Source organism: Mycobacterium sp. E2989 (genome assembly GCF_001667595.1).
Taxonomy (GTDB): domain Bacteria; phylum Actinomycetota; class Actinomycetes; order Mycobacteriales; family Mycobacteriaceae; genus Mycobacterium.
Genome location: NZ_LZJX01000051.1, coordinates 50,437 through 74,078 on the forward strand (window position 1 = coordinate 50,437; position 23,642 = coordinate 74,078).

At 68.4% G+C, this 23,642-nt stretch carries 21 protein-coding genes and 1 pseudogene; 9 read left to right on the forward strand and 13 right to left on the reverse strand.

What is annotated here, in order from left to right; all coding sequences use genetic code 11:
• The first annotated feature begins 9 nt into the window (after positions 1–9).
• Positions 10–1,389 carry a wax ester/triacylglycerol synthase family O-acyltransferase gene (locus A5680_RS10065; RefSeq protein ID WP_197499764.1) on the forward strand — a complete coding sequence of 460 codons (1,380 nt, stop codon included), beginning with the start codon at positions 10–12 and terminating at the stop codon, positions 1,387–1,389.
• Here the strand turns inward: A5680_RS10065 and purQ are convergent.
• The 3 genes and pseudogenes from purQ to A5680_RS10080 form a co-directional block, all read right to left on the reverse strand.
• Positions 1,386–2,060, reverse strand: a complete 675-nt coding sequence (purQ, locus tag A5680_RS10070; protein WP_067818833.1) for a phosphoribosylformylglycinamidine synthase subunit PurQ — start codon at positions 2,058–2,060, stop codon at positions 1,386–1,388. The two genes, A5680_RS10065 and purQ, sit on opposite strands and share 4 nt — an antisense overlap.
• Positions 2,057–2,296 carry a phosphoribosylformylglycinamidine synthase subunit PurS gene (gene purS / locus A5680_RS10075; protein WP_055401763.1) on the reverse strand — a complete coding sequence of 80 codons (240 nt, stop codon included), beginning with the start codon at positions 2,294–2,296 and terminating at the stop codon, positions 2,057–2,059. The genes purQ and purS overlap by 4 nt, the downstream gene beginning before the upstream one ends.
• A 61-nt stretch (positions 2,297–2,357) precedes the next feature.
• Positions 2,358–3,094: pseudogene (locus A5680_RS10080) on the reverse strand (ATPase).
• Here A5680_RS10080 and A5680_RS10085 point away from each other — a divergent pair.
• A complete protein-coding gene (locus A5680_RS10085) occupies positions 3,071–3,709 on the forward strand; it encodes an MBL fold metallo-hydrolase (RefSeq protein WP_055401758.1) in 639 nt (212 codons plus the stop codon). The pseudogene A5680_RS10080 and the gene A5680_RS10085 overlap by 24 nt on opposite strands.
• Positions 3,710–3,728: 19 nt before the next feature.
• Here A5680_RS10085 and A5680_RS10090 read toward each other — a convergent pair whose 3' ends face one another.
• Positions 3,729–5,396 (reverse strand): FAD-binding dehydrogenase, encoded by a 1,668-nt coding sequence (locus tag A5680_RS10090; protein WP_067818838.1) that lies wholly within the window; start codon positions 5,394–5,396, stop codon positions 3,729–3,731.
• 48 nt (positions 5,397–5,444) lie between these two features.
• Positions 5,445–6,149, reverse strand: coding sequence for a DUF2334 domain-containing protein (locus A5680_RS10095; protein ID WP_055401754.1), 705 nt, complete (start codon positions 6,147–6,149; stop codon positions 5,445–5,447).
• A gap of 125 nt (positions 6,150–6,274) precedes the next feature.
• On the opposite strand from A5680_RS10095, the gene A5680_RS10100 reads away from it, so the two are divergent.
• Positions 6,275–7,894 (forward strand): DHA2 family efflux MFS transporter permease subunit, encoded by a 1,620-nt coding sequence (locus A5680_RS10100; RefSeq protein ID WP_055401752.1) that lies wholly within the window; start codon positions 6,275–6,277, stop codon positions 7,892–7,894.
• Positions 7,895–8,195: 301 nt separating this feature from the next.
• Positions 8,196–9,812, forward strand: coding sequence for a DHA2 family efflux MFS transporter permease subunit (locus A5680_RS10105; protein WP_055401750.1), 1,617 nt, complete (start codon positions 8,196–8,198; stop codon positions 9,810–9,812).
• Positions 9,813–9,818: 6 nt separating this feature from the next.
• Here A5680_RS10105 and A5680_RS10110 read toward each other — a convergent pair whose 3' ends face one another.
• Entirely contained in the window at positions 9,819–10,382 is a 564-nt protein-coding gene (locus tag A5680_RS10110) for a TetR/AcrR family transcriptional regulator (RefSeq protein ID WP_055401748.1), read from the reverse strand.
• Between the two features lie 94 nt (positions 10,383–10,476).
• Here A5680_RS10110 and A5680_RS10115 point away from each other — a divergent pair, with 94 nt between their 5' ends.
• On the forward strand, positions 10,477–10,923 hold the full coding sequence (locus tag A5680_RS10115; RefSeq protein WP_055401746.1) for a DoxX family protein: 447 nt from the start codon (positions 10,477–10,479) through the stop codon (positions 10,921–10,923).
• On the opposite strand, the gene A5680_RS10120 is transcribed toward A5680_RS10115, so the two are convergent.
• Complete coding sequence (locus A5680_RS10120) at positions 10,852–13,002, reverse strand: S9 family peptidase (RefSeq protein ID WP_067818841.1); 2,151 nt, start codon at positions 13,000–13,002, stop codon at positions 10,852–10,854. The two genes, A5680_RS10115 and A5680_RS10120, sit on opposite strands and share 72 nt — an antisense overlap.
• Positions 12,999–13,886, reverse strand: coding sequence for a phosphoribosylaminoimidazolesuccinocarboxamide synthase (locus A5680_RS10125; RefSeq protein ID WP_055401742.1), 888 nt, complete (start codon positions 13,884–13,886; stop codon positions 12,999–13,001). The genes A5680_RS10120 and A5680_RS10125 overlap by 4 nt, the downstream gene beginning before the upstream one ends.
• Before the next feature lie 64 nt (positions 13,887–13,950).
• On the opposite strand from A5680_RS10125, the gene A5680_RS10130 reads away from it, so the two are divergent.
• Positions 13,951–14,571: a hypothetical protein gene (locus tag A5680_RS10130; RefSeq protein ID WP_067818843.1), complete on the forward strand. Its 621-nt coding sequence runs from the start codon at positions 13,951–13,953 to the stop codon at positions 14,569–14,571.
• On the opposite strand, the gene A5680_RS10135 is transcribed toward A5680_RS10130, so the two are convergent.
• From A5680_RS10135 to purB, 3 genes are read right to left on the reverse strand one after another with little or no spacing between them, the layout of a single operon-like run.
• Positions 14,536–15,549 carry a tellurite resistance/C4-dicarboxylate transporter family protein gene (locus A5680_RS10135; RefSeq protein ID WP_067818846.1) on the reverse strand — a complete coding sequence of 338 codons (1,014 nt, stop codon included), beginning with the start codon at positions 15,547–15,549 and terminating at the stop codon, positions 14,536–14,538. The genes A5680_RS10130 and A5680_RS10135 overlap by 36 nt on opposite strands.
• Positions 15,546–16,793: a cytochrome P450 gene (locus tag A5680_RS10140; RefSeq protein WP_055401736.1), complete on the reverse strand. Its 1,248-nt coding sequence runs from the start codon at positions 16,791–16,793 to the stop codon at positions 15,546–15,548. The genes A5680_RS10135 and A5680_RS10140 overlap by 4 nt, the downstream gene beginning before the upstream one ends.
• Positions 16,790–18,208 (reverse strand): adenylosuccinate lyase, encoded by a 1,419-nt coding sequence (gene purB, locus A5680_RS10145; RefSeq protein ID WP_067818849.1) that lies wholly within the window; start codon positions 18,206–18,208, stop codon positions 16,790–16,792. The genes A5680_RS10140 and purB overlap by 4 nt, the downstream gene beginning before the upstream one ends.
• A 187-nt stretch (positions 18,209–18,395) precedes the next feature.
• Here purB and A5680_RS10150 point away from each other — a divergent pair, with 187 nt between their 5' ends.
• Complete coding sequence (locus tag A5680_RS10150) at positions 18,396–19,142, forward strand: DUF429 domain-containing protein (RefSeq protein WP_067818852.1); 747 nt, start codon at positions 18,396–18,398, stop codon at positions 19,140–19,142.
• Here the strand turns inward: A5680_RS10150 and A5680_RS10155 are convergent.
• Positions 19,076–19,738 (reverse strand): TetR/AcrR family transcriptional regulator, encoded by a 663-nt coding sequence (locus A5680_RS10155; RefSeq protein WP_055401730.1) that lies wholly within the window; start codon positions 19,736–19,738, stop codon positions 19,076–19,078. The genes A5680_RS10150 and A5680_RS10155 overlap by 67 nt on opposite strands.
• A gap of 73 nt (positions 19,739–19,811) precedes the next feature.
• On the opposite strand from A5680_RS10155, the gene A5680_RS10160 reads away from it, so the two are divergent.
• Both A5680_RS10160 and A5680_RS10165 read left to right on the forward strand, forming a co-directional pair.
• Positions 19,812–20,714, forward strand: coding sequence for an alpha/beta hydrolase-fold protein (locus tag A5680_RS10160; protein ID WP_067818855.1), 903 nt, complete (start codon positions 19,812–19,814; stop codon positions 20,712–20,714).
• 36 nt (positions 20,715–20,750) lie between these two features.
• Positions 20,751–22,334 (forward strand): gamma-glutamyltransferase family protein, encoded by a 1,584-nt coding sequence (locus A5680_RS10165; protein ID WP_067818858.1) that lies wholly within the window; start codon positions 20,751–20,753, stop codon positions 22,332–22,334.
• Here A5680_RS10165 and purD read toward each other — a convergent pair.
• Positions 22,331–23,599 (reverse strand): phosphoribosylamine--glycine ligase, encoded by a 1,269-nt coding sequence (gene purD, locus A5680_RS10170; protein WP_067818860.1) that lies wholly within the window; start codon positions 23,597–23,599, stop codon positions 22,331–22,333. The two genes, A5680_RS10165 and purD, sit on opposite strands and share 4 nt — an antisense overlap.
• Positions 23,600–23,642: the final 43 nt, after the last annotated feature.

A 23,642-nucleotide genomic window follows, 5' to 3' on the forward strand; every position in this document is an offset into this window, starting at 1 on the left:
AGGTGGCGCGTGAAAAGACTCAATGGCATGGACGCCATGCTGCTCTACAGCGAGACGCCCAACCTGCACACGCACACATTGAAAGTGGCCGTCATCGACCCCGGTGATTCGGAGTTCGGTTTCGAGGCGTTCCGCGGTCACGTGCGCCGCCGGCTGCACCTGCTGGAGCCGTTGCGCTACAAGCTCGTTGACATTCCCTGGCAGCTGCATCACCCGATGTGGCAGGAGGACTGCGAGGTCGACCTCGACTACCACCTGCGCCGGGTGCAGGTGCCCGCGCCGGGCGGCCGTCGAGAACTCGACGAGGTGATCGGCCGGATCGCCTCGACGCCGCTCGACCGCGACCGCCCGCTCTGGGAGTTTCACTTCGCCGAGGGACTCGCCGGCGGGCGGTTCGCCTTGGTGGGCAAGGTTCATCACGCGCTGGCCGACGGGGTGGCATCGGTCAACCTGCTGGCGCGCGCGATGGATCTCGAGGACGCCCCGACCGACGAACGTGAGAACGACGAAGCGGGCGTCACCGCCTCGCGGGCCGACCTGTTGCGGGCCGCCGCGCGGGACCATGTTCGGCAGATCACCGAACTGCCGGGTCTGATTCGGGACGCAGCGGTCGGAATGGCGCGGGTGCGCCGGCGCTCCAAGGAACGCGGGACCCACCCGGATCTGGCCGACGCGTTCGACGCCCCACCGACGTTCCTGAACCACGTGGTGTCGCCCCAGCGTCGATTCGCCAGCGCCACACTGCCACTCGCCGACGTGAAGGCCACGGCCAAGGCGCTGGGAATCACCGTCAACGACGCAATTCTGGCGATGGCGGCCGGCGGCCTGCGGACGCTGTTGCTGGCCTACGACGGCACCGCGGACCGGCCGCTCATCGCGTCGGTGCCGACGGCCACGGACAAGTCGGACCGGATCACCGGCAACGAGATCAGCGGTCTGATGATCTCGTTGCCGGTGCACATCGATGATCCCGCCGAGCGGGCCCGACTGGTGGCGCTGGCGACCCGAATTGCCAAGGAAGACCACGAGATCCTGGGCCCGCAGCTCTACGGCCGGATGATGGGTTACCTGCCGACCGCGGTCGCCCCGGCGGCCTTCCGCTGGCTGGGTCGGCGCGACGCCCCGAACAAGTTGATGAACGTCGCGGTCTCCAGCGTGGTCGGACCGCGCGAGCGGGGACATTTCGGCGGCGCCGCGGTCAGCGAGATCTACTCGACCGGCGTGCTCTCACCGGGCGCCCCGGTCAACATCACCGTGTGGAGCTACGTCGACCAGTTGGGCGTGGCCGTGCTCACCGACGACCGGACCTTCGACGACCCGCACGAGGCCACGGATGCCATCAGCGCGGCGTTCGCCGAGTTGCGGGCCGCCGCGGGAATCCGCGCCTAGACCGAAAGGGCGGCGTCCAGCACCGAATAGAACAGGCCCAGGCCGTCGTCGGAGGGCCCCGTCAACGCCTCGATGGCGTGCTCGGGATGGGGCATCAGCCCGACGACGCGGCCGTTGGCGGAACTGACGCCCGCGATTTCGTGCAGCGAGCCGTTGATGTTCTCGTGGTAGCGGAACACCACCCGGCCTTCGCCCTCTAGTTCCTCGACCACGTCGGCGGGGGCGACGTAGCGGCCCTCGCCGGACTTCAACGGCACCAGCAGGTCCGCGTCGGGTTCGAAGCGCGACGTCCACGCCGTCGAGGTGGACGCCACCCGCAGCCACACGTCACGGCAGACAAAGTGCAAACCCACGTTGCGGGTCAAGGCGCCGGGCAGCAATCCGGCCTCGCAGAGCACCTGAAATCCGTTGCAAATGCCCAACACTGGCATGCCCCGATGGGCGGCGGCCACCACCTCGCCCATCACGGGCGCGAAGCGGGCGATGGCGCCGGCCCGCAGGTAATCGCCATAGGAGAAGCCGCCGGGCACCACCACGGCGTCAACGCCCTTGAGGTCGGCGTCGGCGTGCCACAGGCTGACCGCCTCGGCGCCGACACGGCGTGCCGCGCGCGCGGCGTCGACGTCGTCCAGGGTCCCGGGGAAGGTGATGATGCCGATTCGTGCCGTCACTGCTTCTCCCGGCTGATCGTCCAGTCTTCGATCACGGTGTTCGCCAACAGCGATTCCGCTATCTCGGCCAGCGCCGAGTCGTCAACCGTGTCGTCCACCTCTAGTTCGAATCTCTTGCCCTGCCTGACATCTGAGATCCCCGGATGACCGAGTCGGCCCAGGGCGCCGACAATCGCCTGACCCTGCGGGTCGAGAATCTCCGCTTTGGGCATCACGTGAACGACTACCCGGCCCACCGGCGCTCCTCCTCAGGTTTGTTTCCGGGCCAACTCTACCGGCGAAACCGCAGCTCGGCCGTTACGGGCACGAGGCAATGTAGGCGTCACACAGGGGTGCGGTCATGGCGTTCAGCACCGGGTCGTCGGCCATCGCCGGCCACGGGACCTGCGGCGGACCCGACGACCAGAGGGTCAGTTCGCTGATCGTGCTGCTCGCCGGGTGGGCGACCAGGTAGGTGTGCATGACCACGGGTCCGCTGATCACGCCCGCCATCCGAGTCGTGTCGTCGCTGGTGATCGATGGTGACTGCAGCGGCGCCCGTTGCTGGCAGGTGCGCAGCGTGGCGACGGCATTGCTGAATACCGACGCCGCGATGGCGCCGCCGTTGGCCGTGTCGCCGCGCCAGTGCAGGATCTGCGCCTGCAGCTGCCACTGACCGTCCGGGTGGGCCACCGTGGCGCGGGCCACGACCGCCGAGTCGCGGGGGTCGCGCGGCACCGGGGGTGCGGAACAGAGCTCCTCGAACCGGAATCGCGGGCCGGGCGTCGCCCCGGTCACCTGCACCGCCACGTTCGCCAGCGCGGGCCAGCCGTAGACCGCGTCCAGCGGAATGGCGCGGCGCGGGATCCACGCGGAGTCGGGGATCTGGTCGCACACGGGTGGGCAGGCCTGGGGCTCGGCATGCGCGGGCACCACGACGATGAAAGCGAACGCGAGGCCGCCGACCACCACCATGGCCGCCAGGATCACCCGCATCGGCATCACTCTCCCGTCAGGGCACAATCGTAAACATGCAACTGACGCATTTCGGCCACTCCTGTCTACTTGCAGAATTTGACCACACGCGCGTGCTCTTCGATCCGGGAACCTTCGCGCACGGCTTCGAGGGCATAACGGGGCTGTCGGCCATCCTGATCACCCATCAGCACCCCGACCACGTCGACGTCGCCCGCCTGCCGGCCCTTCTCGAGGGCAATCCGGGCGCCGCCCTGTACGCCGATCCGCAAACCACCGCCCAGCTGGGCGCGCCGTGCCAGGCGGTGCACGTGGGCGACGAGCTACAGATCGGCGAGCTGACGGTGCGCGCAGTCGGCGGAAAACACGCCGTCATCCACCCGGAAATCCCTGTGATAGAGAACATTTCGTTTCTCGTGGGCGACGGCGGCCATCGCGCCCGGCTGATGCATCCCGGTGATGCGCTGTTCGTGCCCGACGAGCCGGTGGACGTTTTGGCTACGCCCGCGGCCGCCCCGTGGATGAAGATCTCCGAGGCCGTCGACTACCTGCGAGCGGTGGCACCCGAGCGCGCCGTGCCCATCCACCAAGGGATCATCGCCCCGGACGCGCGGGGCATCTACTACGGCCGGCTGACCGAGATGACCACCACCGACTTTCAGGTACTGCCCGAAGAGGACGCGGTCACCTTCTAGCGCGAGCAGACACAAGCGGCTAGGCGATGTCGTCGGCGACGCCGCGCCCCGCGGCCCGCCCGGAGAAGATGCACCCGCCCAGAAAGGTACCCTCCAGGGCGCGGTAGCCGTGCACGCCGCCGCCGCCGAACCCGGCCACCTCGCCGGCGGCGTACAACCCGGCCAGCGGCGTGCCGTCGGCCTTCAGCACGCGGGCGGCCAGGTCGGTTTCTATGCCGCCCAACGTTTTTCGGGTCAGGATGTGCAACTTGACCGCGATCATCGGCCCCGCCTTCGGATCGGTCAGCCGGTGCGGGGCCACGACCCGGCCCAGCCGGTCGCCCAGATACCCGCGCGCGGCGCGGATCGCGGTGATCTGGCCGTCCTTGCTGTACTTGTTGGCCACCTCGCGGTCGCGGGCGGTCACCTCCCCCTCGACGGTGGCGTAGTCCAGCGGCGACACGCCCGGCAGCTTGTTCATCGCGGTCACCAACTCCCGCAACGATTTTGCGCTGACGAAGTCCGCTCCGCGGTCGACGAACGCCTGCACCGGCCCCGGGGGGCCAGAGCGGGCACGGTTGCGCAGCAACTCGAGCACGCTGCGCCCGGTCAGATCCGGGTTCTGCTCCTGCCCGGACAGCGCGAACTCCTTCTCGATGATCCTGGCGTTCAGCACAAACCACGTGTAGTCGAACCCGGATTTGGTGATGTGCTCCAGTGTGCCAAGGGTATCGAAGCCGGGGTACAACGGCACCGGCAACCGCTTGCCGGTCGCGTCGAGCCACAGCGACGACGGCCCGGGAATGATGCGAATTCCATGCAGCGGCCAGATCGGGTCGTAGTTCGTGATGCCCTCGGTGTAATGCCACATCCGGTCGGGATTGATCACCCGCGCGCCGGCACGCTGCGAGATGCCGATCATCCTGCCGTCGACGTGCGCGGGCACACCACTGAGCAACTGCTCGGGAATGCGGCCCATCCGCTTGGGCCAATTCTTGCGCACCAGCTCGTGGTTGCCGCCGATGCCCCCGCTGGTGACGACCACCGCGGGCGCACGGAACTCGAACTGCCCCAACGCCGTTCGTGAGGAAGGCACCCCCCGGGGAGCGGCCGAGGGCTCCAGCACGGTGCCCCGGACGCCCGTCACCGCCCCACCCTCGACGATCAGCTCGTCGACCTGGTGGCGGTGCGCGAAGCGCACCGTCGAGCGGTCCCGCAACTGACGGGCGAAGATCTCGACCAGCGCGGGGCCGGTCCCCCAGGTGATGTGGAAGCGTGGCACCGAATTGCCATGCCCCTGCGCGTCGTAACCGCCGCGCTCGGCCCAGCCGACCAGCGGAAAAATCTTGAGCCCCCGGTCGCTCAGCCAACGGCGCTTCTCGCCCGCCGCGAAATCGACGTAGGCGTGCGCCCATTGACGCGGCCAATAGTCCTCGGGCCGATCGAACGCCGCGGTGCCCAGCCAGTCCTGCAGGGCGAGTTCGTGGCTGTCCCGGATGCCCAGCCGGCGCTGCTCGGGGCTGTCGACGAAGAACAGGCCGCCGAACGACCAAAAGGCCTGCCCGCCCAGGTTCGCGCTGTTCTCCTGGTCGAGAATCAGCACCCGGAGCCCGCGGTCCACCAGTTCACACGCCGCCACCAACCCCGCGAGTCCGGCTCCGACGATGATGGCGTCGGCGCCGAACACCGCGGCCGAAGAATCGCTCATGTCGGACCAGGGTAGTGCCCGAGCCCGCGGGCTCGAGGGGACGCTTCGTCAGGCCGCGTCGAGGATCGCCTTGTCGCGCACCCAGCGGTACACCGTCGGTGCGCAGCCGTGCATCAACGACAGATCGACGGCGTCCACCATCGCCTGCAGCGGGCCCGGTTTGCGCAGGTGGCGGGCGGCAACGGCGACCCGCACCACGCCGCCGCGGCGGGCGATCCGTTCGGCGGACAGCACCACCATGCGGCACCACCACGGTTCGGTGAGAAAGCCCTCCCCGATGCCGAGCACGCGGGAACGCACGGTGCTGTGCCGAACCAGGTCGGTGATCCCGTGCAGGTCGGCCAGAAGCCGAAAGCCGTTGTCCGGCAACGCCTTGACGACGCCTGGGGACACCACCCAGCCAGGCGCGGCGAACAGCCGGGTGCGCAGCCCAAGGTGCTCGAGCACCCGGTCGGCGGCCATCAGCCGCAGGTTGGCCTCGTGGGCCCGAAGGATGGCGAATTCGCCGCGGCGCTTCTTGGTGGCCGCGTCGTCGTAGCCGTGCAGCACGATGGCGTCGCCGGCCGATCGCCGGTTGGTCAGCCATTCGACGGTGCCCGGGTCGCGGTCGAGGCGGTAGTCACCGCTGAGCCGGGGAGCCACCAACAGCGACACCGGGACGTTGCGGGCATCCATTTGCGCGCAGAACGCCTCGACGTCACCGAGGGTGCGTTCGCCTATCCCCGAGACCGAGACGATCAATTTTCCAGCCACACCCGCAGTTTGACGATCTCAGGTGTCGGAATGGTGAAGGACACGCAGACGGCAGGCGTATATCGGTACCCGCCCTAAGGCACAGCAAACGGTTCCCAGAGGTCGGGGAATGCGATCGGTTCGATATGCTAAGCAACGCCATGGATCAGGCCCCGTACGCAGCGGCCGACACCCCGCTGCCCTACGTCCCCGCCCCGCAGCTGGGTGCGGGCGAGCGGGACTATCCCGACAAGCTCGACGCCGGACTGTTGCGGATATCCGGCGTGTGCATCCTGGCCACCGTCATGGCGATCATCGACGTCACCGTCGTCAGCGTCGCGCAACGCACCTTCATCGACCAGTTCGCCTCCTCGCAGGCCGTCGTCGCCTGGACCATGACCGGCTACACCCTGGCGTTGGCCACGGTCATCCCGGTCACCGGGTGGGCGGCCGATCGCTTCGGCACCAAACGGCTCTTCATGGGCTCCGTGCTGGCCTTCACACTGGGCTCCCTGCTGTGCGCGCTGGCCTCGAACGTCCTGCAGCTCATCGTCTTTCGGGCAGTGCAGGGCATCGGCGGCGGCATGCTGCTGCCGCTGGGTTTCATGATCATGACCCGCGAAGCGGGTCCCCGGCGGCTAGGCCGACTGATGTCGATCCTGAGCATCCCGATGCTGCTGGCGCCGATCGGCGGCCCCATCCTGGGCGGCTGGCTCATCGGCACGTCGAGCTGGCGGTGGATTTTCCTGATCAACCTGCCGATCGGAGTCCTCACCATCGTTCTCGCCGCGGTCGTCTTTCCCCGGGACCACCCGGCGCGGTCGGAGACGTTCGACGTGGTCGGGGTCCTGCTGCTGTCCCCCGGCCTGGCCACCTTCCTGTTCGCGGTGTCGTCCGTCCCGTACCGCGGCACCGTCGCCGACCGCCACGTGTTGATACCCGCGGCCGCCGGCCTGGCCTTGATCGCCGCCTTCGTCGCGCACGCGTGGCGCCGGGCCGATCACCCCCTGATCGACCTGCGCCTGTTCCGCAACCCGGTGCTCACCCACGCCAACATCGCGATGGTGGTGTTCGCCCTCGCTTTCTTCGGTGCCGCCCTGCTGCTGCCCAGCTACTTCCAGCAGGCGCTGCACCTGACGCCGATGCAGGCGGGCGTGCACATGATTCCCCAGGGGCTCGGCGCCATGCTGACGATGCGGCTGACAGGGCCGTTGGTCGACCGGCAGGGGCCGGGCAAGATCGTGCTGGTCGGCATCGTGCTGATCACTGCCGGCCTGGGCACCTTCGCGGTCGGCGTCGCCAAGCAGGCCAACTACGCGCCCACGTTGCTCGTCGCGCTGACGATCATGGGCCTTGGCATGGGTTGCACCATGATGCCGCTGTCCGTCGCGGCGGTGCAGGCGCTCGCCCCCCACCAGATCGCCCGCGGAACGACGCTGATGAGCGTCAGCCATCAGGTGGGCGGCTCGATGGGCACCGCGCTGATGTCGATGATCCTGACCAACCAGTTCATCCGGAGTGACAACATCGTCGCCGCGAACAAACTGGCGGCGTTGCAGGAGAGCGCCGCCCGCCTCAACCTCCCGGTCGATACCGCGGCCGTTCCGCGGCAGACACTGGCCCCCGACTTCTCGGCCCACCTGCTGCACGACCTCGCCCACGCGTACACGGCGGTATTCGTGGTGGCGGTCGTCTTGGTGTTGACCACGTTTATCCCGGCGTCGTTTCTTCCGAAGCAGCCGGCAACCCAGACAGTGGCGGGATAGCGCCGCCAACTTCCGATCGCGCCGGCGAACTCACCGGCGCGGGCACTCGAAGCGGGTATGGTGAAGCACGCGCAAACATCAAGCGGGTAGCGCGGGCCGTTGCTTCGGGGGGCGCCGCCGCCGATCGCTACGACGATCGGTGCAAGGGTCTCGGGTCGTTTTCCAAACAGCTCACGGGTACGGATTCGTCGGTCGAGCTGAGAACCTGAGCCGGCGCTGGCGGCAAAAGTGTAAAAGGAGCCGAAAAGCGAATAAGCATAAAAGCCGGTGGCGGCGGGAACAATCTCGATATGGTACCGACATGTTGAGCGACGCCACGGAGAAGCCACTTAGCGCGGCTTCCCGTGTGCCTTTGCCCGGTGTCCCGGTGCAACCGGACTCGGACGCCCGCGAATACCCCGACAAGCTCGACGCGAAGTTGCTCAAGATCGCCGGCGTGTGCGGCCTGGCCTGCGTGATGGCGATCATGGACAACACCGCCGTGGCCGTCGCGCAACGCACGTTCATCGCGCAGTTCAACTCGACCCAGGCCATCGTGTCCTGGACGATCGCCGGCTACATGCTGGCTTTCGCCACGGTGATCCCCTTGATGGGGTGGGCGGCCGACCGCTTCGGCACCAAACGGCTCTTCATGGGGTCGGTTCTGGCGTTCACCGCCGGCTCACTGCTCTGCGCGCTGGCGCCAAACATCTTGCTGCTCATCATCTTCAGGGTGCTGCAGGGCATCGGGGGCGGCATGGTGGTGCCCCTGAGCTTCGTCATCTTGACCCACGAGGCGGGCCCGAAACGCGTCGGCCGGCTGATGGCGGTAGGGGGAATTCCCATCCTGCTCGGCCCCATCGGCGGGCCGGTCTTGGGCGGCTGGCTGGTAGGCGCTTACGGCTGGAAGTCGATCTTCTTGATCAACATTCCGGTCGGGCTGGTAGCGGTGGCCCTCGCGGCGGTGATGTTCCCGAAGGATCGCCCCGCTCGGTCGGAAACCCTCGACGTCGTCGGGCTCTTGCTGCTGTCGCCCGGCGCGGCAATTTTCCTGGCCGGGGTGTCGTCCATCCCCGGGCGGCGGACGATCGCCGACAGCTACGTCCTAGGGCCGATGATCCTCGGCTTGGCGCTGATGGTCGCGTTCGCGTTCCACGCCTGGTATCGCGCCGACCATCCGCTCATCGACTTGAGGTTGTTCAAGAACCGCGTGGTCACCCACGCCAACATCACCTTGCTCGTGTTCTCCGTCGCCTTCGTGGGCACCGGGGTGCTTCTTCCCAGCTACTTCCAGCTCGTCCTGCACGAGACGCCGATGCAGTCGGGAATGCGCATGGTCCCGGTGGGGATCGGCGCCGTATTGACGCTGCCCTTTGCCGGCGCGTTCACGGACAAACACGGATCCGGCAAGGTGGTGCTGCTTGGGCTGCCGCTGATGGCGCTGGGCCTGGGAATCTTCACCTTCGGGGTCGCACGACAGGCCGAATACACCCCGATGCTGTTCGCCGGGTTGTTGATCATGGGCATGGGTATCGGTTGCACCACGACGCCGATCTCCTCGACGGTGCTGCAGGCGCTGAAGCCCAGCCAGGTCGCCCGGGGGACGACGCTGATCACGGTCAACCAGCAGGTCGGCGGCTCGATCGGGGCGGCGCTGATGGCCGTGATCCTCACCAACGAGTTCAACCGCAACGACCACATCCTCGCGGCCAACAAGCTGGCTGCGCTGCAGCAGGACGCCACCCACCGCGGGGTGCCGGTCGACCCGTCGGCGATTCCGCGCCAAAGCCTCAACCCCGATTTCGCGAGCGTCGTCAGCCACGGTCTTTCGCACGCCTACACGGTGGTGTTCGTGCTGGCCGTCGTGCTGATCGTGTCGACCATCATCCCGGCGGCGTTCCTGCCGAAAAAGGCGATGATCCAGACCCTCGACGCGTAACGCGCCCTACGCCTTGAACACCATCGTGGTGATGCGCCGCACCGCGTCCGCCGGGTCGGCCGCTCGAACCTGATCGCTGACGGCACCGTTGATCCAGAGCGTCGCGAAGCCGTGCACCAGCGACCATGCCGCCAACTGGGCGCCCGTGGGATCGGCTTGAGCGTCGGGATCCTCCAGCCTCGCCACCCCGCGGGCGAGTTCGGCCCCGGCGCCGGCCTCGGCGGCGATCAGTTCGGCATTCGACGCGTCGAGCAGCGACTTGTCGAACATGACCTCGTAATGGCCGGGGTGATCGATGGCGAAGCGCACGTAGGCGAGGGCCGCGTCGGCGAAGTCGCCCCGCGCCTCGATCAGCGCACCCGCTAGCAGCTGGAAACCCTCGATCGCCAGCGCGGTGAACAGGCCCCGCCGGTCGGTGAAGTGGTGCGCGGGCGCGGCGTGGGACACCCCCGCGCCCCGGGCCAGTTCGCGCAGCGACAGGCCGTCCGCGCCCCGCTCGGCAACCAGCCGGGCGGCCTCGGCCAGGATCACAGCGCGCAGGTCGCCGTGATGGTAGGTCGAACGTGGCATGTCACCAGCATACCGGCCAATCTTGACAGTGGCTAGATAGGCGCGATACGTTGACGGAGCCACAACTTGTCACTGCCTAGATTAGGAGGGTGTGATGGCACCCTTGATCGTGCTGTTAGCCGCCAGCCTCGTCGCTCGCCTTATCGGCTGGGCCGGCCTTTCGTATGTCAACAGCTGGACCGCTGCGATAGCCGTCGGCCTGGCCGCGATGTTCGTGTTGACCGGGATCGCGCACTTCGCCCCACCGATGCGGGCGGACCTGGTGGCCATCGTGCCGCCCCGCTTGCCGGCGCCGGGCCTGTTGGTCACCGTCACCGGAGTGCTGGAGCTGCTCGGCGCCGTGGGCCTGTTGTTGCCGGCCACCCGCGTCGCCGCCGCGCTCTGCCTGCTGGCGTTGATGCTGGCCATGTTTCCGGCCAACCTCTACGCGGCCGGAATGCCCGACCCACCCAAGTCGATGACGACGCGGCTACCCCTGCGGATCGCCGCCGAGATCGTCTTCCTGGCCGCCGCCACCGTGGTGGCCGTCGGCGGCAGCTAGCAACCAGGCGTATTGGAACGCGGTCTCCTGCCACGCCTTGTAGCGTCCGCTGACTCCCCCGTGCCCGGCGTTCATCTGGGTCTTCAGCAGGATCGGACTGCCGTCGGCGTTGGCATGCCGCAGGGCCGCCACCCACTTCGCGGGCTCCACGTAGTAGACCCTGGTGTCGTTCAGGGAGGTCATCGCCAGGATGGCCGGATACCGCTTGGCCTCGACGTTCTCGTAGGGCGAATATGACTTCATGTAGGCATAGACATCCTTGTCCTGCAATGGGTTTCCCCATTCGTCCCATTCGGTGACGGTCAGCGGCAAAGAAGGATCCAGGATGGTGGTCAGCGGATCGACGAACGGGACCTGGGCGAGGATTCCCGCGAAGAGGTCCGGTGCCAGGTTGGCGACCGCCCCCATCAGCAAGCCCCCCGCGCTACCACCCAGCGCGACCAGCTGATGCGGCCGGGTGACTCCGGTGTCCACCAAATGCCTTGCCACCGCCACGAAGTCGGTGAAGGTGTTCTTCTTCTCCAACAGCTTGCCGTGCTCGTACCACGGCCGCCCCATCTCACCGCCGCCGCGGACGTGGGCGATGGCGAACACCATGCCCCGGTCCAGCAGCGACAGCCGCGCAATGGAGAAGCTCGGATCGGTGCAGATTTCGTAGGCTCCATACCCGTAAAGCAGTGCAGGAGCCGGGAATTCGATGCCGGCGCGGTACACGATGGAAACCGGGACTCGGGTGCCGTCGTCCGCGGTCGCCCAATCGCGCCGCTCCACGTAATCGGCGGTGCTGTAACCGCCGAGCACGGGTTGCTCGCGCAGCAACGTGCGTTCGCCGGTGGCAAAGTCGATGTCGTATACCCGGGCCGGGACAACCAGCGAACCCGCCCTGATCCGCAGCTTGGGCGCATCCCAGTTCGGGTTGCCGGCGAGGCCGGCCGACATCAGCTCGGAGTCGAAGGTAATCTCCTCGGGCTCCGAGTATTCGCCGTCGGAGTCGATGTCCCACACCTGGAGCCGCGGCAACGCCTCGCGCCGGTAGCTGACCACCAGATGGCCGGCGAAGGCGTCGACGCCGTCGAGCCGGACGTCGTCGCGGTGACCGATGAGCGTGCGCTGCCGGGTGGGGTCGCTGACGGGCGCCTCGGTCAACGTGAAGTTCACCGCGTCCTCGTTGTGCAGGATCAAGAACCGGTCCTGGCCGCCGACCACAGCGTGCTCGACCGCGTACTCGATGCCCTCGCGCCGGGGTAGCACGACGGTGAACGCCGCATGCGGATCCGCGGCTTCGGCGTACCGGAATTCCGAGGTGATGGAGGAACCCGACGCGATGAACACGTAGGCCTCGCTGCGAGTCAGCCCCACGCCGAGCCAAAACCGTTCGTCCGCCTCGTGATACACCAGTTCCGATGGTTCACCCGAACCGACGCGGTAGCGCCAGACCTTGTCCGGCCGGTGGGCCGCATCCAGGGTCAGGTAGTAGACGGTCCGATTGTCGGCCGCCCAGGTCGCACCCGCCCCGATGTCGGCGATCTCGTCCGGATACACCTCGCCGGTGCGCAAGTCCTTGAAGCGCAGCGTGTAGCGTTCGTCGCCGACGGTGTCGACGGAATACGCCAACAGATTCCCGTCCAGGCTCACGGTGGCGGCACCGAGCGCGAAGAATTCGTGGCCGTGCGCCTCGGCGTTGGAGTCCAGCAGGATCTGCTCGCCGGGAATTTCGGTGTCCTCTTCCAGAACCGGCGGATCCCAGTCATCGGGATTGCTTACCGGGCAACGGCACTGAACCCGGTACTGCTTCCCCTCGAACGTGCGGGCGTAGTACCACCAGTCGCCCTGCCGCGTCGGAACCGAAAGATCGGTCTCCTTGGTACGCGCCTTGATCTCATCAAAGATCTTCTGGCGCAGCGGTTCCAGATCAGCCGTCATCTGGTCGACATAGTCGTTCTCCGCCTCGAGGTAGGCGATGACGTCGGGGCTGGACTTGTCGCGCAACCATTCATAGGGGTCGATGAAGACGTCCCCATGGTGCTCGCGGCGGGTCTCCTGCCGCTTGGCGACCGGCGGTACGGGTGTTTGCGTCATGCGCCGATCCAGTCGCCGAAGCGCAGACCCGAAATGCGTTCGTAGGCATCGATATAGCGGTCCCGGGTGGCGTCGATGATGTTTTCGGGTAGCGGCGGTGGTGGTTGCGAGCCGTGGCGGTCCCAGCCGGACTCGGGGCTGGTGAGCCAGTTGCGAACGAACTGCTTGTCGAAACTCTTCTGAACCACCCCGACCCGGTAGTCCTCGGCGGGCCAGTATCGCGAGGAGTCCGGGGTGAAGATCTCGTCGGCCAGCAACAGGTTGCCGCGCGCGTCGGTGCCGAACTCAAACTTGGTGTCGGCGATGATGATTCCCTTCGTCAGGGCGTGATCGGCGGCCTGCACGTAGATCTGCAGCGTGCGGTCACGCAGCTGGTTGGCGCGCACCCCGCCCACCAACTCGATCACCCTGTCGAACGAGATGTTCTCGTCGTGGTCGCCCAGCGCGGCTTTGGTTGCCGGCGTGAACAACGGTTCGGAGAACTTGCTGGCCTCCACCAGGCCCGGCGGCAGCGTGATGCCGCAGACCTTGCCGGTCGCCTGATAGTCGAGCAACCCCGACCCGGTCAGGTAACCGCGCGCCACGCACTCCACGGGCAGCATGTCCAGCCGCCGCACCACCAGGCCGCGCCCCAGCACCTCCTCCGGGATGCGCGGGTCGTCCGGCGGCCCGGCCAAGTGATTGGGGGCGTCGACCAGACCGAAGAAGAAGACGCTCATCGCGGTCAGGATGCGGCCCTTGTCCGGGATCGTGCTGTCCAGGACGTAGTCGTACGCCGATATCCGGTCGGTCGCCACCAGCAGCAGGTGATCGTCGTCGACGCGATAAATCTCGCGGACCTTGCCGCTGGCCAGGTGCTGGTAATCGGACAGTGCAGGGCGCATCGGGCCAGCCTATCGGTCACCTGGAAGCGGGACTTGTGTCGGGAGCTGTGCTGGGATCGAAAACATGACACCGCGGTTCTTGCCCTACTCCACCCGGCCGGGCCGGCTGATGGCCCAGCTGCTCAGCGACTTCGCCATCACCGCATGGACGGCGCTCTGGCTGCTCGTCGGCTTGGCCGTCTACGACGCCGTCTCGACGATCGCCGAGGCGGGTCGTCAGGTGGAGAGCGGCGCGCACGGCATCGCCGGCAACCTGGCCTCCGCCGGGCACGGCGCCCAGCACATTCCCGTGGTGGGCGACGCCGTCAGCAAGCCGCTCAACTCCGCCAGCCAGGCCGCGCTCGACCTGGCGGGCGCGGGCCATGACCTGGACTCGACCGCGAGCTGGCTGGCGATCCTGCTGGCGATGGCCATCGCCGCCGTCCCGATCCTCGTGGCGGACGTGCCGTGGCTTCTGCTGCGGCTGCGGTTCTTTCGGCGCAAGTTGACGGTTACGGCGCTGGCCGCCACCCCGGCCGGCGAGCAGCTGCTTGCCCTGCGGGCGTTGACGAACCGGCCGCCGGGACAACTCGCCGCGGTCGGCGCGGACCCGGTCGGTGGGTGGCGGCGCGAAGATCCGGTCACCATCCGGGCGCTGGCCGCGCTCGAGCTACGGGCGGCCGGCATCTCGATCGGCGGACGGTAAGGCCGCGCGCCCGAGCAGCAGCAGCCCGGCGGCGGCGACAACCAGCCACGCCGCCAACGCATCCCAGAAGAAAACCAGCGAGACCGTGAGCAACGACCGCTGACCGACTTCGACGGCCATGGCATAACTGGCGGCGGAATACATGCCCAACGGGAACACGAACGCCCACCAGACGCCGGCGAAATGCAGCATGCTGGGGCGCCGGCTGATCCGCTGCAGGCCGAAGTAGATCAGCGGCGGTATCCACAGGGTGGCCACCACCCACGTGACGATCGTGGCGGCCCGCACCGGCCCGGCAAGCCACGCGGGGGCCAGCGATCCGATGTTGTCACCGGCCAGGGTCGCAATCGCCATGCCGCCCATCAGGATCCAGCTGTCGGGCTCGAACCCGTCGCGGTCCTGCCGCTCGTTGGCGACCCGCCAGAGCATCAGCCAGGTCATCAATGCGTAGATGCCGATCGCCCCCACCCAGAGCAGCACGGCAACGGCCAGCCACCAGCGATGGCCGGTGTGAGCGGCCGCCCACGCGATCACGATGGCCAACCCGGACGTTCCCACGCTGGCCAGTTCCCACGCCCCATGTGCTTGGTCACGCAGCGCCGTGAACCGACACGCCAGCATGTTTCGCGCGCTGAGCCCGATCAACACCAGCCATGAGCACAAGCCCACCGCGCCGAGCACCCGCACCACCCACACGTTCGACGACAAGCGGGTGTCGATCACCGCGCACGCGGCGACGAAGGTGAACAACCGAAGGGTGACGTCGGGATCCTTCAGATCCCAGCGCACCCCGCGGCGCCCGACGAAAACGGCCACCACGGCCACCAGCAAAACCAGGCCGACGGTGGCGAGCACGCCCAGCGCGTCGCTGATCCAGCTGTAGCGGTGGTTGCGCGCGGCGATCGACAAGATCCCGGTCGCCATCACCGCGGCGAAGATGTCCGGTGTCGGCGCGACATCGGCGCGTCGGATCGTCACCGCCCCTCGACGAGTTCCACCACCAGGTGCCGAATGCCGGTATGCCGATTGCTGCGGGCCCATTCGACGGGCCGGACAACCCGCACCGCACCGAACCGGGAGAACAACTCCTCGTAGAGCACACGCAGTTCCAGTCGTGCCAGGTTGGCGCCCAGGCAGTAGTGCACGCCCTGTCCAAAACCCAGATGCGGGTTGGGCTTTCGGTTGATGTCGAACTCGTCGGCGCGCTCGAACACGCCGGCGTCACGATTCGCGGAGCCCTCCCAGACCTGAACCTTCTGTCCCGCCTCGATGGTCTGCCCACCGAGCGTGGCGTTGCGCGTGGCGGTCCGCCGCTTGGACGGCGACGGCGACGTCCACCGCACGATCTCCTCGACGGCCGTCGGCAGCGAATCGAGATCGGCACGCAGCGCCCGAAGTTGCTCCGGATGGCCGGCCAGCGCCAGCAGCCCCCCGGCGACCGCGTTGCGCGTCGTCTCCGCGCCGGCGCTGAACAGCAGGCTGAAGAACAGGTAGAGCTCGAGATCCGAAAGCGATGGCGCATCCGGATCGTCGACCATCGCGTTGGCCACGACTGACAGCATGTCGTCGGTCGGCTCCGCCCGTTTCGCCGCGATCAACTGCTGGCCGTAGGAGTACATCCGCGACCCGGCCTCTTCGACGGATAGCTGAGAAAGGGACGCCTTGCGTGAACCACCGAAATCGAACTGGGGCTCGATGGCCTCGAACAGCCAATGACGTTCGGACTCAGGCACTCCCAGCAGGATGCAAATCATCTGCATGGGCAGCTCGGCGGCGATGTCGACCAGGAAGTCGAACGGCTCGCCGGGCACCACCGCGTCCAGCAGTCGACGCGCCCGCGCCCGCAGATCGTCTTCCACCAGCCGGATCATTCGCGGCGTCAGCCCGGAGCTGACCAGTCGGCGGATCTGCGAGTGACGCGGGTCGTCCATCATGTTGAGCACCTGGCCCGCGATGGCCAGGTCCTGCAGCAGCGTGCCACCGTACGGCCGGGCCCCGCCGGTGACCGAGGAATACGTCGCCGGATCCTTCAGTACCTCAAGCGTTTCCGCGTAGGTGGCGACGGACCAGAAGCCCTCGCCGTCCGGCGTGTTGTCGGTGGGCTCGTGCCAGTACACGGGCGCCTCGCGGCGGTGGATGGCGAACAGGTCGTGCGGAAAGCCGTTGGCGAAGTTGTCGAGATCGGTGAAGTCGATCCCCGCGAGCGCGCCGGCGAGGGTCACAGGATCGCACCCGGGGCGTACTTGGCGGCGTCCGGGTAGCGGCTCACCAGCGCGTCGACCATCGCGGCCACCTCGTCCACCTGGTCACCGGCGGCGCCGATGAACGCCTTCTTGTCGGCCAGCGCGGCATCCAGGGCGGCCCGGTCCAGCGGCAGCCGCTCATCGGCGGCCAACCGGTCCAAGAGATCGGGTTCCGCGCCGTGTTCCCGCATGGCCAGGGCGGTCGCGACCGCGTGTTCGCGGATCACATGGTGCGCCGCCTCGCGCCCGACGCCCGCCCGCACCGCGGCCATGAGCACCTTGGTGGTGGCCAAAAACGGCAGGTAGCGGTCCAACTCGCGGGTGATCACCGCGGGGTAGGCGCCGAATTCGTCGAGCACGGTCAGGAACGTCTCGATCTGACCGTCGATGGCAAAGAAGCTGTCCGGCAAGGCGACTCGGCGCACCACCGAGCAGAACACGTCGCCCTCGTTCCACTGGGCGCCGGCCAGCTCGGCGGCCATCGAGGCGTAGCCGCGCAGCACCACCTGAAGCCCGTTGACCCGCTCGCAGCTGCGCGTGTTCATCTTGTGCGGCATCGCCGACGACCCGACCTGGCCCTCCGCGAACCCCTCGGTGACGAGTTCATGCCCGGCCATCAGCCGGATGGTGTGGGCCATCGACGACGGCCCGGCGCCGAGCTGCACCAGGGCGGAAAGCACGTCGTGGTCCAGCGAACGCGGATAGACCTGCCCGACGCTGGTCAAAACCGTTGCGAAACCGAGGAATTGGGCGACCCGCCGCTCGAGTTCGGCCAGTTTGGCCGTGTCGCCGTCCAGCAGGTCCAGCATGTCCTGCGCGGTGCCCATCGGGCCCTTGATGCCGCGCAGCGGGTAGCGGTCGATCAACTCGCGCAGCCGGGTGAGAGCGACAAGCGTCTCTTGCGCGGCCGACGCGAACCGCTTGCCCAACGTGGTGGCCTGCGCGGCGACGTTGTGGCTGCGTCCGGCCATCACCAGGTCGCGGTAGGCGACCGCGCGCTCGGCGAGCCGCGCCACCACCGCAATGCCATGGGAGAACACCAATTCCATGGACCGCCGGATCTGCAGCTGCTCCACGTTCTCGGTGAGGTCGCGGCTGGTCATCCCCTTGTGCACGTGCTCGTGACCGGCCAGGGCGTTGAACTCTTCGATGCGGGCCTTGACGTCGTGGCGCAGCACCCGTTCGCGCCCGGCGATCGAGGCGAGATCGACGTCCTCGAGCACCCGCTCGTAGTCGGCGATGGCCTCCGACGGCACGTCGATCCCGAGTTCCGCCTGGGCCCGCAACAGCGCGAGCCACAGCCGGCGCTCCGCGACCACCTTGGCCTCCGGCGACCAGATCGCGACCATCTCCGCGCTGGCGTACCGGGCGGCCAGGACGTTCGGAATGCTCACGACATAGAGCTTACGATCGGCCTCCCCCGCTGACCGGCTTGCGGTCACATTGGCCCATCGGCCTCCACACCCTTCGGCCCACCTCGTCGCCGAATTGTCGCTGTGAGACGGGCACTTCACCAATCCCTCCGGGAATTGGGACCAATGGGACCGATGTGACTCACCGCGGCGCCATATCCTGTGCGGGATGTACTTCGCGGGCGTCGATCTGGCCTGGGCCGGGCGCAACCCCACCGGGGTGGCGGTGGTCGACGACGCCGGCCGCCTCGTGCACGTCGGTGCCGCCGGCGACGACGCTTCCGTGCTGGCCGCGTTGTCGCCCTATGTGCAGGGGAGTTGCCTGGTTGGCTTCGACGCGCCGCTGGTGGTGACCAACCCGACCGGCCAGCGTCCCGCGGAAGCGGCGCTGAACCGCGACTTCCGCAGGTTCCAAGCCGGGGCGCACCCGGCCAACACCGCAAAGCGCGAGTTCGCCGACGGCCCGCGTGCGGCGCGCCTGGCGCATGCGATGGGGCTCGACATGGATCCGCGGTCGGCGGCCCCGCGGCGCGCCATCGAGGTCTACCCCCATCCGGCGACGGTGGTGCTGTTTCGGCTGGAGCGAACACTGAAGTACAAGGCGAAGCCGGGCCGGGACCTCGAGCAGCTCAAATCCGAGCTGCTCTTGCTGATGGACGGCATCGAGAAGCTCGCGCACGCCGCGGTACCCCTACACGTGTCCGGCCATGACGATTGGCTTCTATTGCGTAACCGCGTAACCACAGCTCAGCGCAAAAGCGAGCTGCGCCGCGCCGAGGATCCGGTCGACGCGGTCGTCTGCGCCTATGTGGCGCTCTACGCGCAGCGTTGCCCGGCGGAGGTGACGATTTACGGCGACTTCGCCACGGGATACATCGTGACGCCATCGCTGCCCGCGGACCGCACGGGCCGCTGATCGATGGGCGCAAGCACGTCGATGAGGTCGACCACCGTCCCCAGTGCCGCGGCGCGGGGGTCGCGCCCCTCGACCAAGGCGGACACCACCGAGCCGTCGACCGCGCAGATCAGCGTGCATACCAACTCGATGTGCACCGTCCGCCCCGAACGCTCGATGGCTTCGGCCACGGCCTCGGCGCGCTGTCGCAGGCTGCGACGCATGGTTTCGCGCAACGCGGGCAACCGCGTGCACGCGATGTGTCGCTCGTAGCGCGAGATCAGTTGGTCGCTCAGTCCCGGACTGGACACATCCCCAACGAGCAGGTCGACCAACACCTCGGCGATGGTCTCGGGTCCGCGGCGGCGGCGGGACAACGCGGTGACCCGCGACCGCAACTGCGCCACTTCGATCATCGCTATGTGTTCGACGGCGCGTGCGATCAAATCGTCAAGGGACGAGAAGTAATACGTGGTAGACGCCAACGGCAGTCCGGCCCGCCGGGCGACCGCGCGGTGCCGCACCGCCTCGAAGCCGCCTTCGGCAAGCAGCTCGGCGGCGGCGCTCACGAGCGCATACCGTCGACGTTCTCCCTTGGGAGTGACTGCTGCCGTCACGAGTAGCCATCGTGCCAGCCAAAGTGGTACTGCATTGCCATTTCCGCCAAACGCTTCGCCAAACCAACGTGGCATGATGGCCCGCATGCCCGACTTGAGCCGCCGTGCCCTGATGGGCCTCGGCGCCGGTGCGGTGGGCGCGTACGCGCTCGACATCCTGCTCAAGCCGCGGCCGTCTCAGGCCATGCCGTCGCCGGCCGCCACCCGGGCGCCGCTGGCACCACCGCCACCGGCGCCCCTCGAGCCGGCTCCCCCGGGTCAGCCCGCGCCCACGATGGTGACGGGCTCCTTCGTCTCGGCGGCGCGCGGCGGAATCAACACCAACTGGGCCATCGCCCGGCCACCCGGTCAGACCAAGCCGCTGCGACCGGTGATCGCGCTGCACGGCAAGGGCAGTGACGCGTCGACGGTGATGGCCGGCGGCGTCGAACAGGGCCTGGCGCAGGCCGTCAACGCGGGGCTGCCGCCCTTCGCGGTGGTCGCCGTCGACGGCGGCGGCAGCTATTGGCACAAGAGGGCGTCCGGCGAGGACAGCGGGGCCATGGTGCTCGACGAGCTGATCCCGATGTTGAGCACCCAGGGCCTGGACACCTCCCGGCTGGCGTTTTTGGGCTGGTCGATGGGCGGCTACGGTGCGCTGCTGCTCGGCGGGCGACTGGGCCCGGCGCGCACCGCGGCGATCTGCGCGGTCAGTCCCGCCCTGTGGCTCTCCTCGGGCGCGGCGGCACCCGGGGCGTTCGACGGGCCCGACGACTTCGCGGCGAACTCGGTGTTCGGGATGCCGGCGCTGGGCTCCATTCCCATTCGCGTCGATTGCGGCGACAGCGATCCGTTCTACGCCGCGACCAAGCAGTTCATCGCGCAACTGCCCCATCCGCCGGCGGGCGGCTTCTCGCCCGGCGGTCACAACGGCGAGTTCTGGAGTTCGCAGCTGCCGGCCGAGCTGACGTGGATGGCGCCGCTGTTGGCGGCGTGATTTCGGGCCCGCGGGTGTGGCGTTACGCTCGCGAAGGTGACCGCACCGTTCGACTGGGATTTCCCGTACGCGTGGCCGCGAAAGCCCATCCTGGCGGAAGACGTCGTGTGCACGTCACAGCCGCTGGCCGCCCAGGCCGGCCTGCGGATGCTCGCCGAGGGCGGCAGCGCGGTGGACGCGGCCATCGCCACCGCCATCGCCCTCACCGTGGTGGAGCCGGTCTCCAACGGCATCGGCTCGGACGCCTTCGCCATCGTGTGGGACGGCAGGCAGCTGCACGGCCTGAACGCGTCCGGCCGCTCGCCGGTGGCCTGGACGCCGGAATACTTCGGCGGCAACGCCGTTCCCGCGGTCGGCTGGAACGCGGTGACCGTGCCCGGCGCGGTGTCGGCGTGGACCGAGTTGCACGCCAAGTTCGGCAAGCTCCCGTTCGAAAGGCTCTTCGACCCCGCAATCCACTACGCCCGCAACGGTTTTCTGGTCTCGCCGATCGTCGCGCAGCAATGGGCGGCGCAAGTGCCGCTCTTCGAGAAGCAGCCGGGATTCGCCCCGGCGTTCATGCCCGCCGGCCGGGCGCCGAAAGCCGGTGAGCGGTTTCGCTTCCCCGAGCAGGCGACCACGCTCGAAAAGATCGCGGCGAGCAACGGCGAGGCGTTCTACCGCGGCGAGTTGGCCGCCCAACTCGAAGCGCACGCCAGCACCAACGACGGCGCGATGCGGGCGGACGACCTCGCTGCTCACCGCGCCGACTGGGTGGGGACCATCAGCGCCACCTACCGCGGGTACACCGTGCACGAGATTCCGCCCAACGGCCACGGCATCGTGGCCCTGATCGCCCTGGGAATCTTGCAGCATTTCGACATGGCCGCGCTCCCAGTCGATTCCGCCGACAGCGTGCACCTGCAGATCGAGGCGGTGAAGCTGGCGTTCGCCGACGCGCAGGCCTACGTCGCCGACATCGAACACATGCCGGTGCGACCCGAGCGCCTGCTGGACGACGAATACCTGAGGCGGCGTGCGGCGCTGATCGATCGCACGCGGGCGAAGCCGGCGTCCGCGGGCGCCCCGAGCGGGGGGACCGTGTATCTGACCGCGGCCGACGCCGCGGGGACGATGGTGTCGATGATCCAGTCGAACTACATGGGGTTCGGATCCGGCGTCGTGGTGCCGGGCACCGGCATATCGTTGCAGAACCGCGGCGCGAATTTCGCTGCGGCCGAGGGCCATCCGAACCGGGTCGGGCCGGCCAAACGGCCCTACCACACCATCATCCCGGGTTTCGTCACCAAGGATGGCGCCGCGGTGATGAGCTTCGGAGTCATGGGCGGAACGATGCAACCGCAGGGCCACACGCAGGTGATGGTGCGCATCGCCGATCACGGACAGAATCCGCAGGCCGCGTGCGACGGACCGCGGTTCCGGTGGGTCCAGGGCATGCAGGTCGCCTGCGAGAAGGGTTTCCCGCAGGCGACGCTCGACGAGCTTCGGCTGCGCGGACACGACCTGGTCGCCGTCGACGACTACAACCAGTTCGGCAGCTGCCAGGCGATCTGGCGGCTGGACGGCGGGTATCTTGCGGCGAGCGACCCTCGCCGCGACGGCCAGGCCGCGGGTTGCTAGACGCTGATCTTGCCCTCCGCGGCCGCAAGCGCGATGTCGCCGCGAAAGTGGCTGCCCGGCAATCGGATCGAGCGCATCAATTCGTATGCCCGCTCCCGCGCCGCGGCGAGGTCGCCGCCGGTACCCACCACCGAAAGCACCCGGCCGCCCGACGACACCACCTCGCCGTCAGCACGCCGTGCCGTGCCCGCGTGCAGCACCCCCTCGGCTTCGGAGCCGCCGACCACGTCCCCGACCCGGGGACGGCCGGGATAGTTCTCCGCCGCCAGCACCACCGTGACGGCCGCCCCCTGGTGCCAGCGCAGCTCGCCGAAGTCGGCCAGCTTGCCGGTACCGGCCGCGTACAGCAGCTGCCCGAGCGGCGATTCCAGCAGCGCCAGCACCGCCTGGGTCTCGGGATCGCCGAAGCGGCAATTGAATTCGACCACGGCCGGCCCGTTTCCGGTGATCGCCAGTCCGACATACAGTAGCCCGCTGAACGGGCTGCCGCGCCGAACCATCTCGGCCGCAACGGGTTCGACGATATTGCCGACGATGTCCCGGTACACCTCGTCGGGAAGCCATGCGACGGGTGCATAGGCGCCCATGCCGCCGGTGTTGGGTCCGGTGTCGCCGTCGCCGACACGCTTGAAATCCTGCGCCGGCAGCAACGGCACCACGGTCTCGCCGTCGACCACGCAGAACAGCGACACCTCGGGTCCGTCCAAAAACGACTCCAACAGCACCGGATGACCCGCCTCCAGCAGCCCGGCGGCGTGTGCGCGGGCGGCACCGCGATCCGCGGTCACCACCACGCCCTTGCCGGCCGCCAGGCGGTCGTCCTTGACCACCCAGGCCGGGTCGCCCGCCGGCGGCCCGAAGCGGTCCAGCGCGGCATCCAAATGCGCGGGGCTGTCAACGGTTTCACTGGCCGCGGTGCGCACGCCGGCGGCGGCCATCACCTCTTTGGCGAAGGCCTTGGAGCCCTCGATGCGGGCGGCGTCCTTGCTCGGCCCGAAGCAGACGATGCCGGCGGCCCGCAGGGCGTCGGCCACGCCCAGCACCAGCGGCACCTCGGGACCGATGACCACCAGGTCGGCCCGGACGTCGCGCGCCAGGGCGACGACGTCCTCGCTCGAGGTGATGTCGACGTCGTGCTGCTCGGCCACCCGAGCGGTGCCCGCGTTGCCGGGGGCAATGGATAGCGCCGTGACCTGCGGGTCTTTCCGAAGCGCCAGCAGCAGCGCGTGTTCTCGGGCACCCGAACCGATCACCAGGACTCGCACGACACGTCAGACTAGCCCGGACGAACGCCGCGCGCCTACGGCA

Excerpts from the sequence above, each read along its gene's own strand:
- A5680_RS10085 (WP_055401758.1), top strand. The coding sequence starts at position 3,071 with ATGCAACTGACGCATTTCGGCCACTCCTGTCTACTTGCAGAATTTGAC.
- A5680_RS10090 (WP_067818838.1), bottom strand. The coding sequence starts at position 5,396 with ATGAGCGATTCTTCGGCCGCGGTGTTCGGCGCCGACGCCATCATCGTC.
- A5680_RS10100 (WP_055401752.1), top strand. The coding sequence starts at position 6,275 with ATGCTAAGCAACGCCATGGATCAGGCCCCGTACGCAGCGGCCGACACC.
- A5680_RS10105 (WP_055401750.1), top strand. The coding sequence starts at position 8,196 with ATGTTGAGCGACGCCACGGAGAAGCCACTTAGCGCGGCTTCCCGTGTG.
- A5680_RS10110 (WP_055401748.1), bottom strand. The coding sequence starts at position 10,382 with ATGCCACGTTCGACCTACCATCACGGCGACCTGCGCGCTGTGATCCTG.
- A5680_RS10115 (WP_055401746.1), top strand. The coding sequence starts at position 10,477 with ATGGCACCCTTGATCGTGCTGTTAGCCGCCAGCCTCGTCGCTCGCCTT.
- A5680_RS10120 (WP_067818841.1), bottom strand. The coding sequence starts at position 13,002 with ATGACGCAAACACCCGTACCGCCGGTCGCCAAGCGGCAGGAGACCCGC.
- A5680_RS10125 (WP_055401742.1), bottom strand. The coding sequence starts at position 13,886 with ATGCGCCCTGCACTGTCCGATTACCAGCACCTGGCCAGCGGCAAGGTC.
- A5680_RS10130 (WP_067818843.1), top strand. The coding sequence starts at position 13,951 with ATGACACCGCGGTTCTTGCCCTACTCCACCCGGCCGGGCCGGCTGATG.
- A5680_RS10150 (WP_067818852.1), top strand. The coding sequence starts at position 18,396 with ATGTACTTCGCGGGCGTCGATCTGGCCTGGGCCGGGCGCAACCCCACC.
- A5680_RS10160 (WP_067818855.1), top strand. The coding sequence starts at position 19,812 with ATGATGGCCCGCATGCCCGACTTGAGCCGCCGTGCCCTGATGGGCCTC.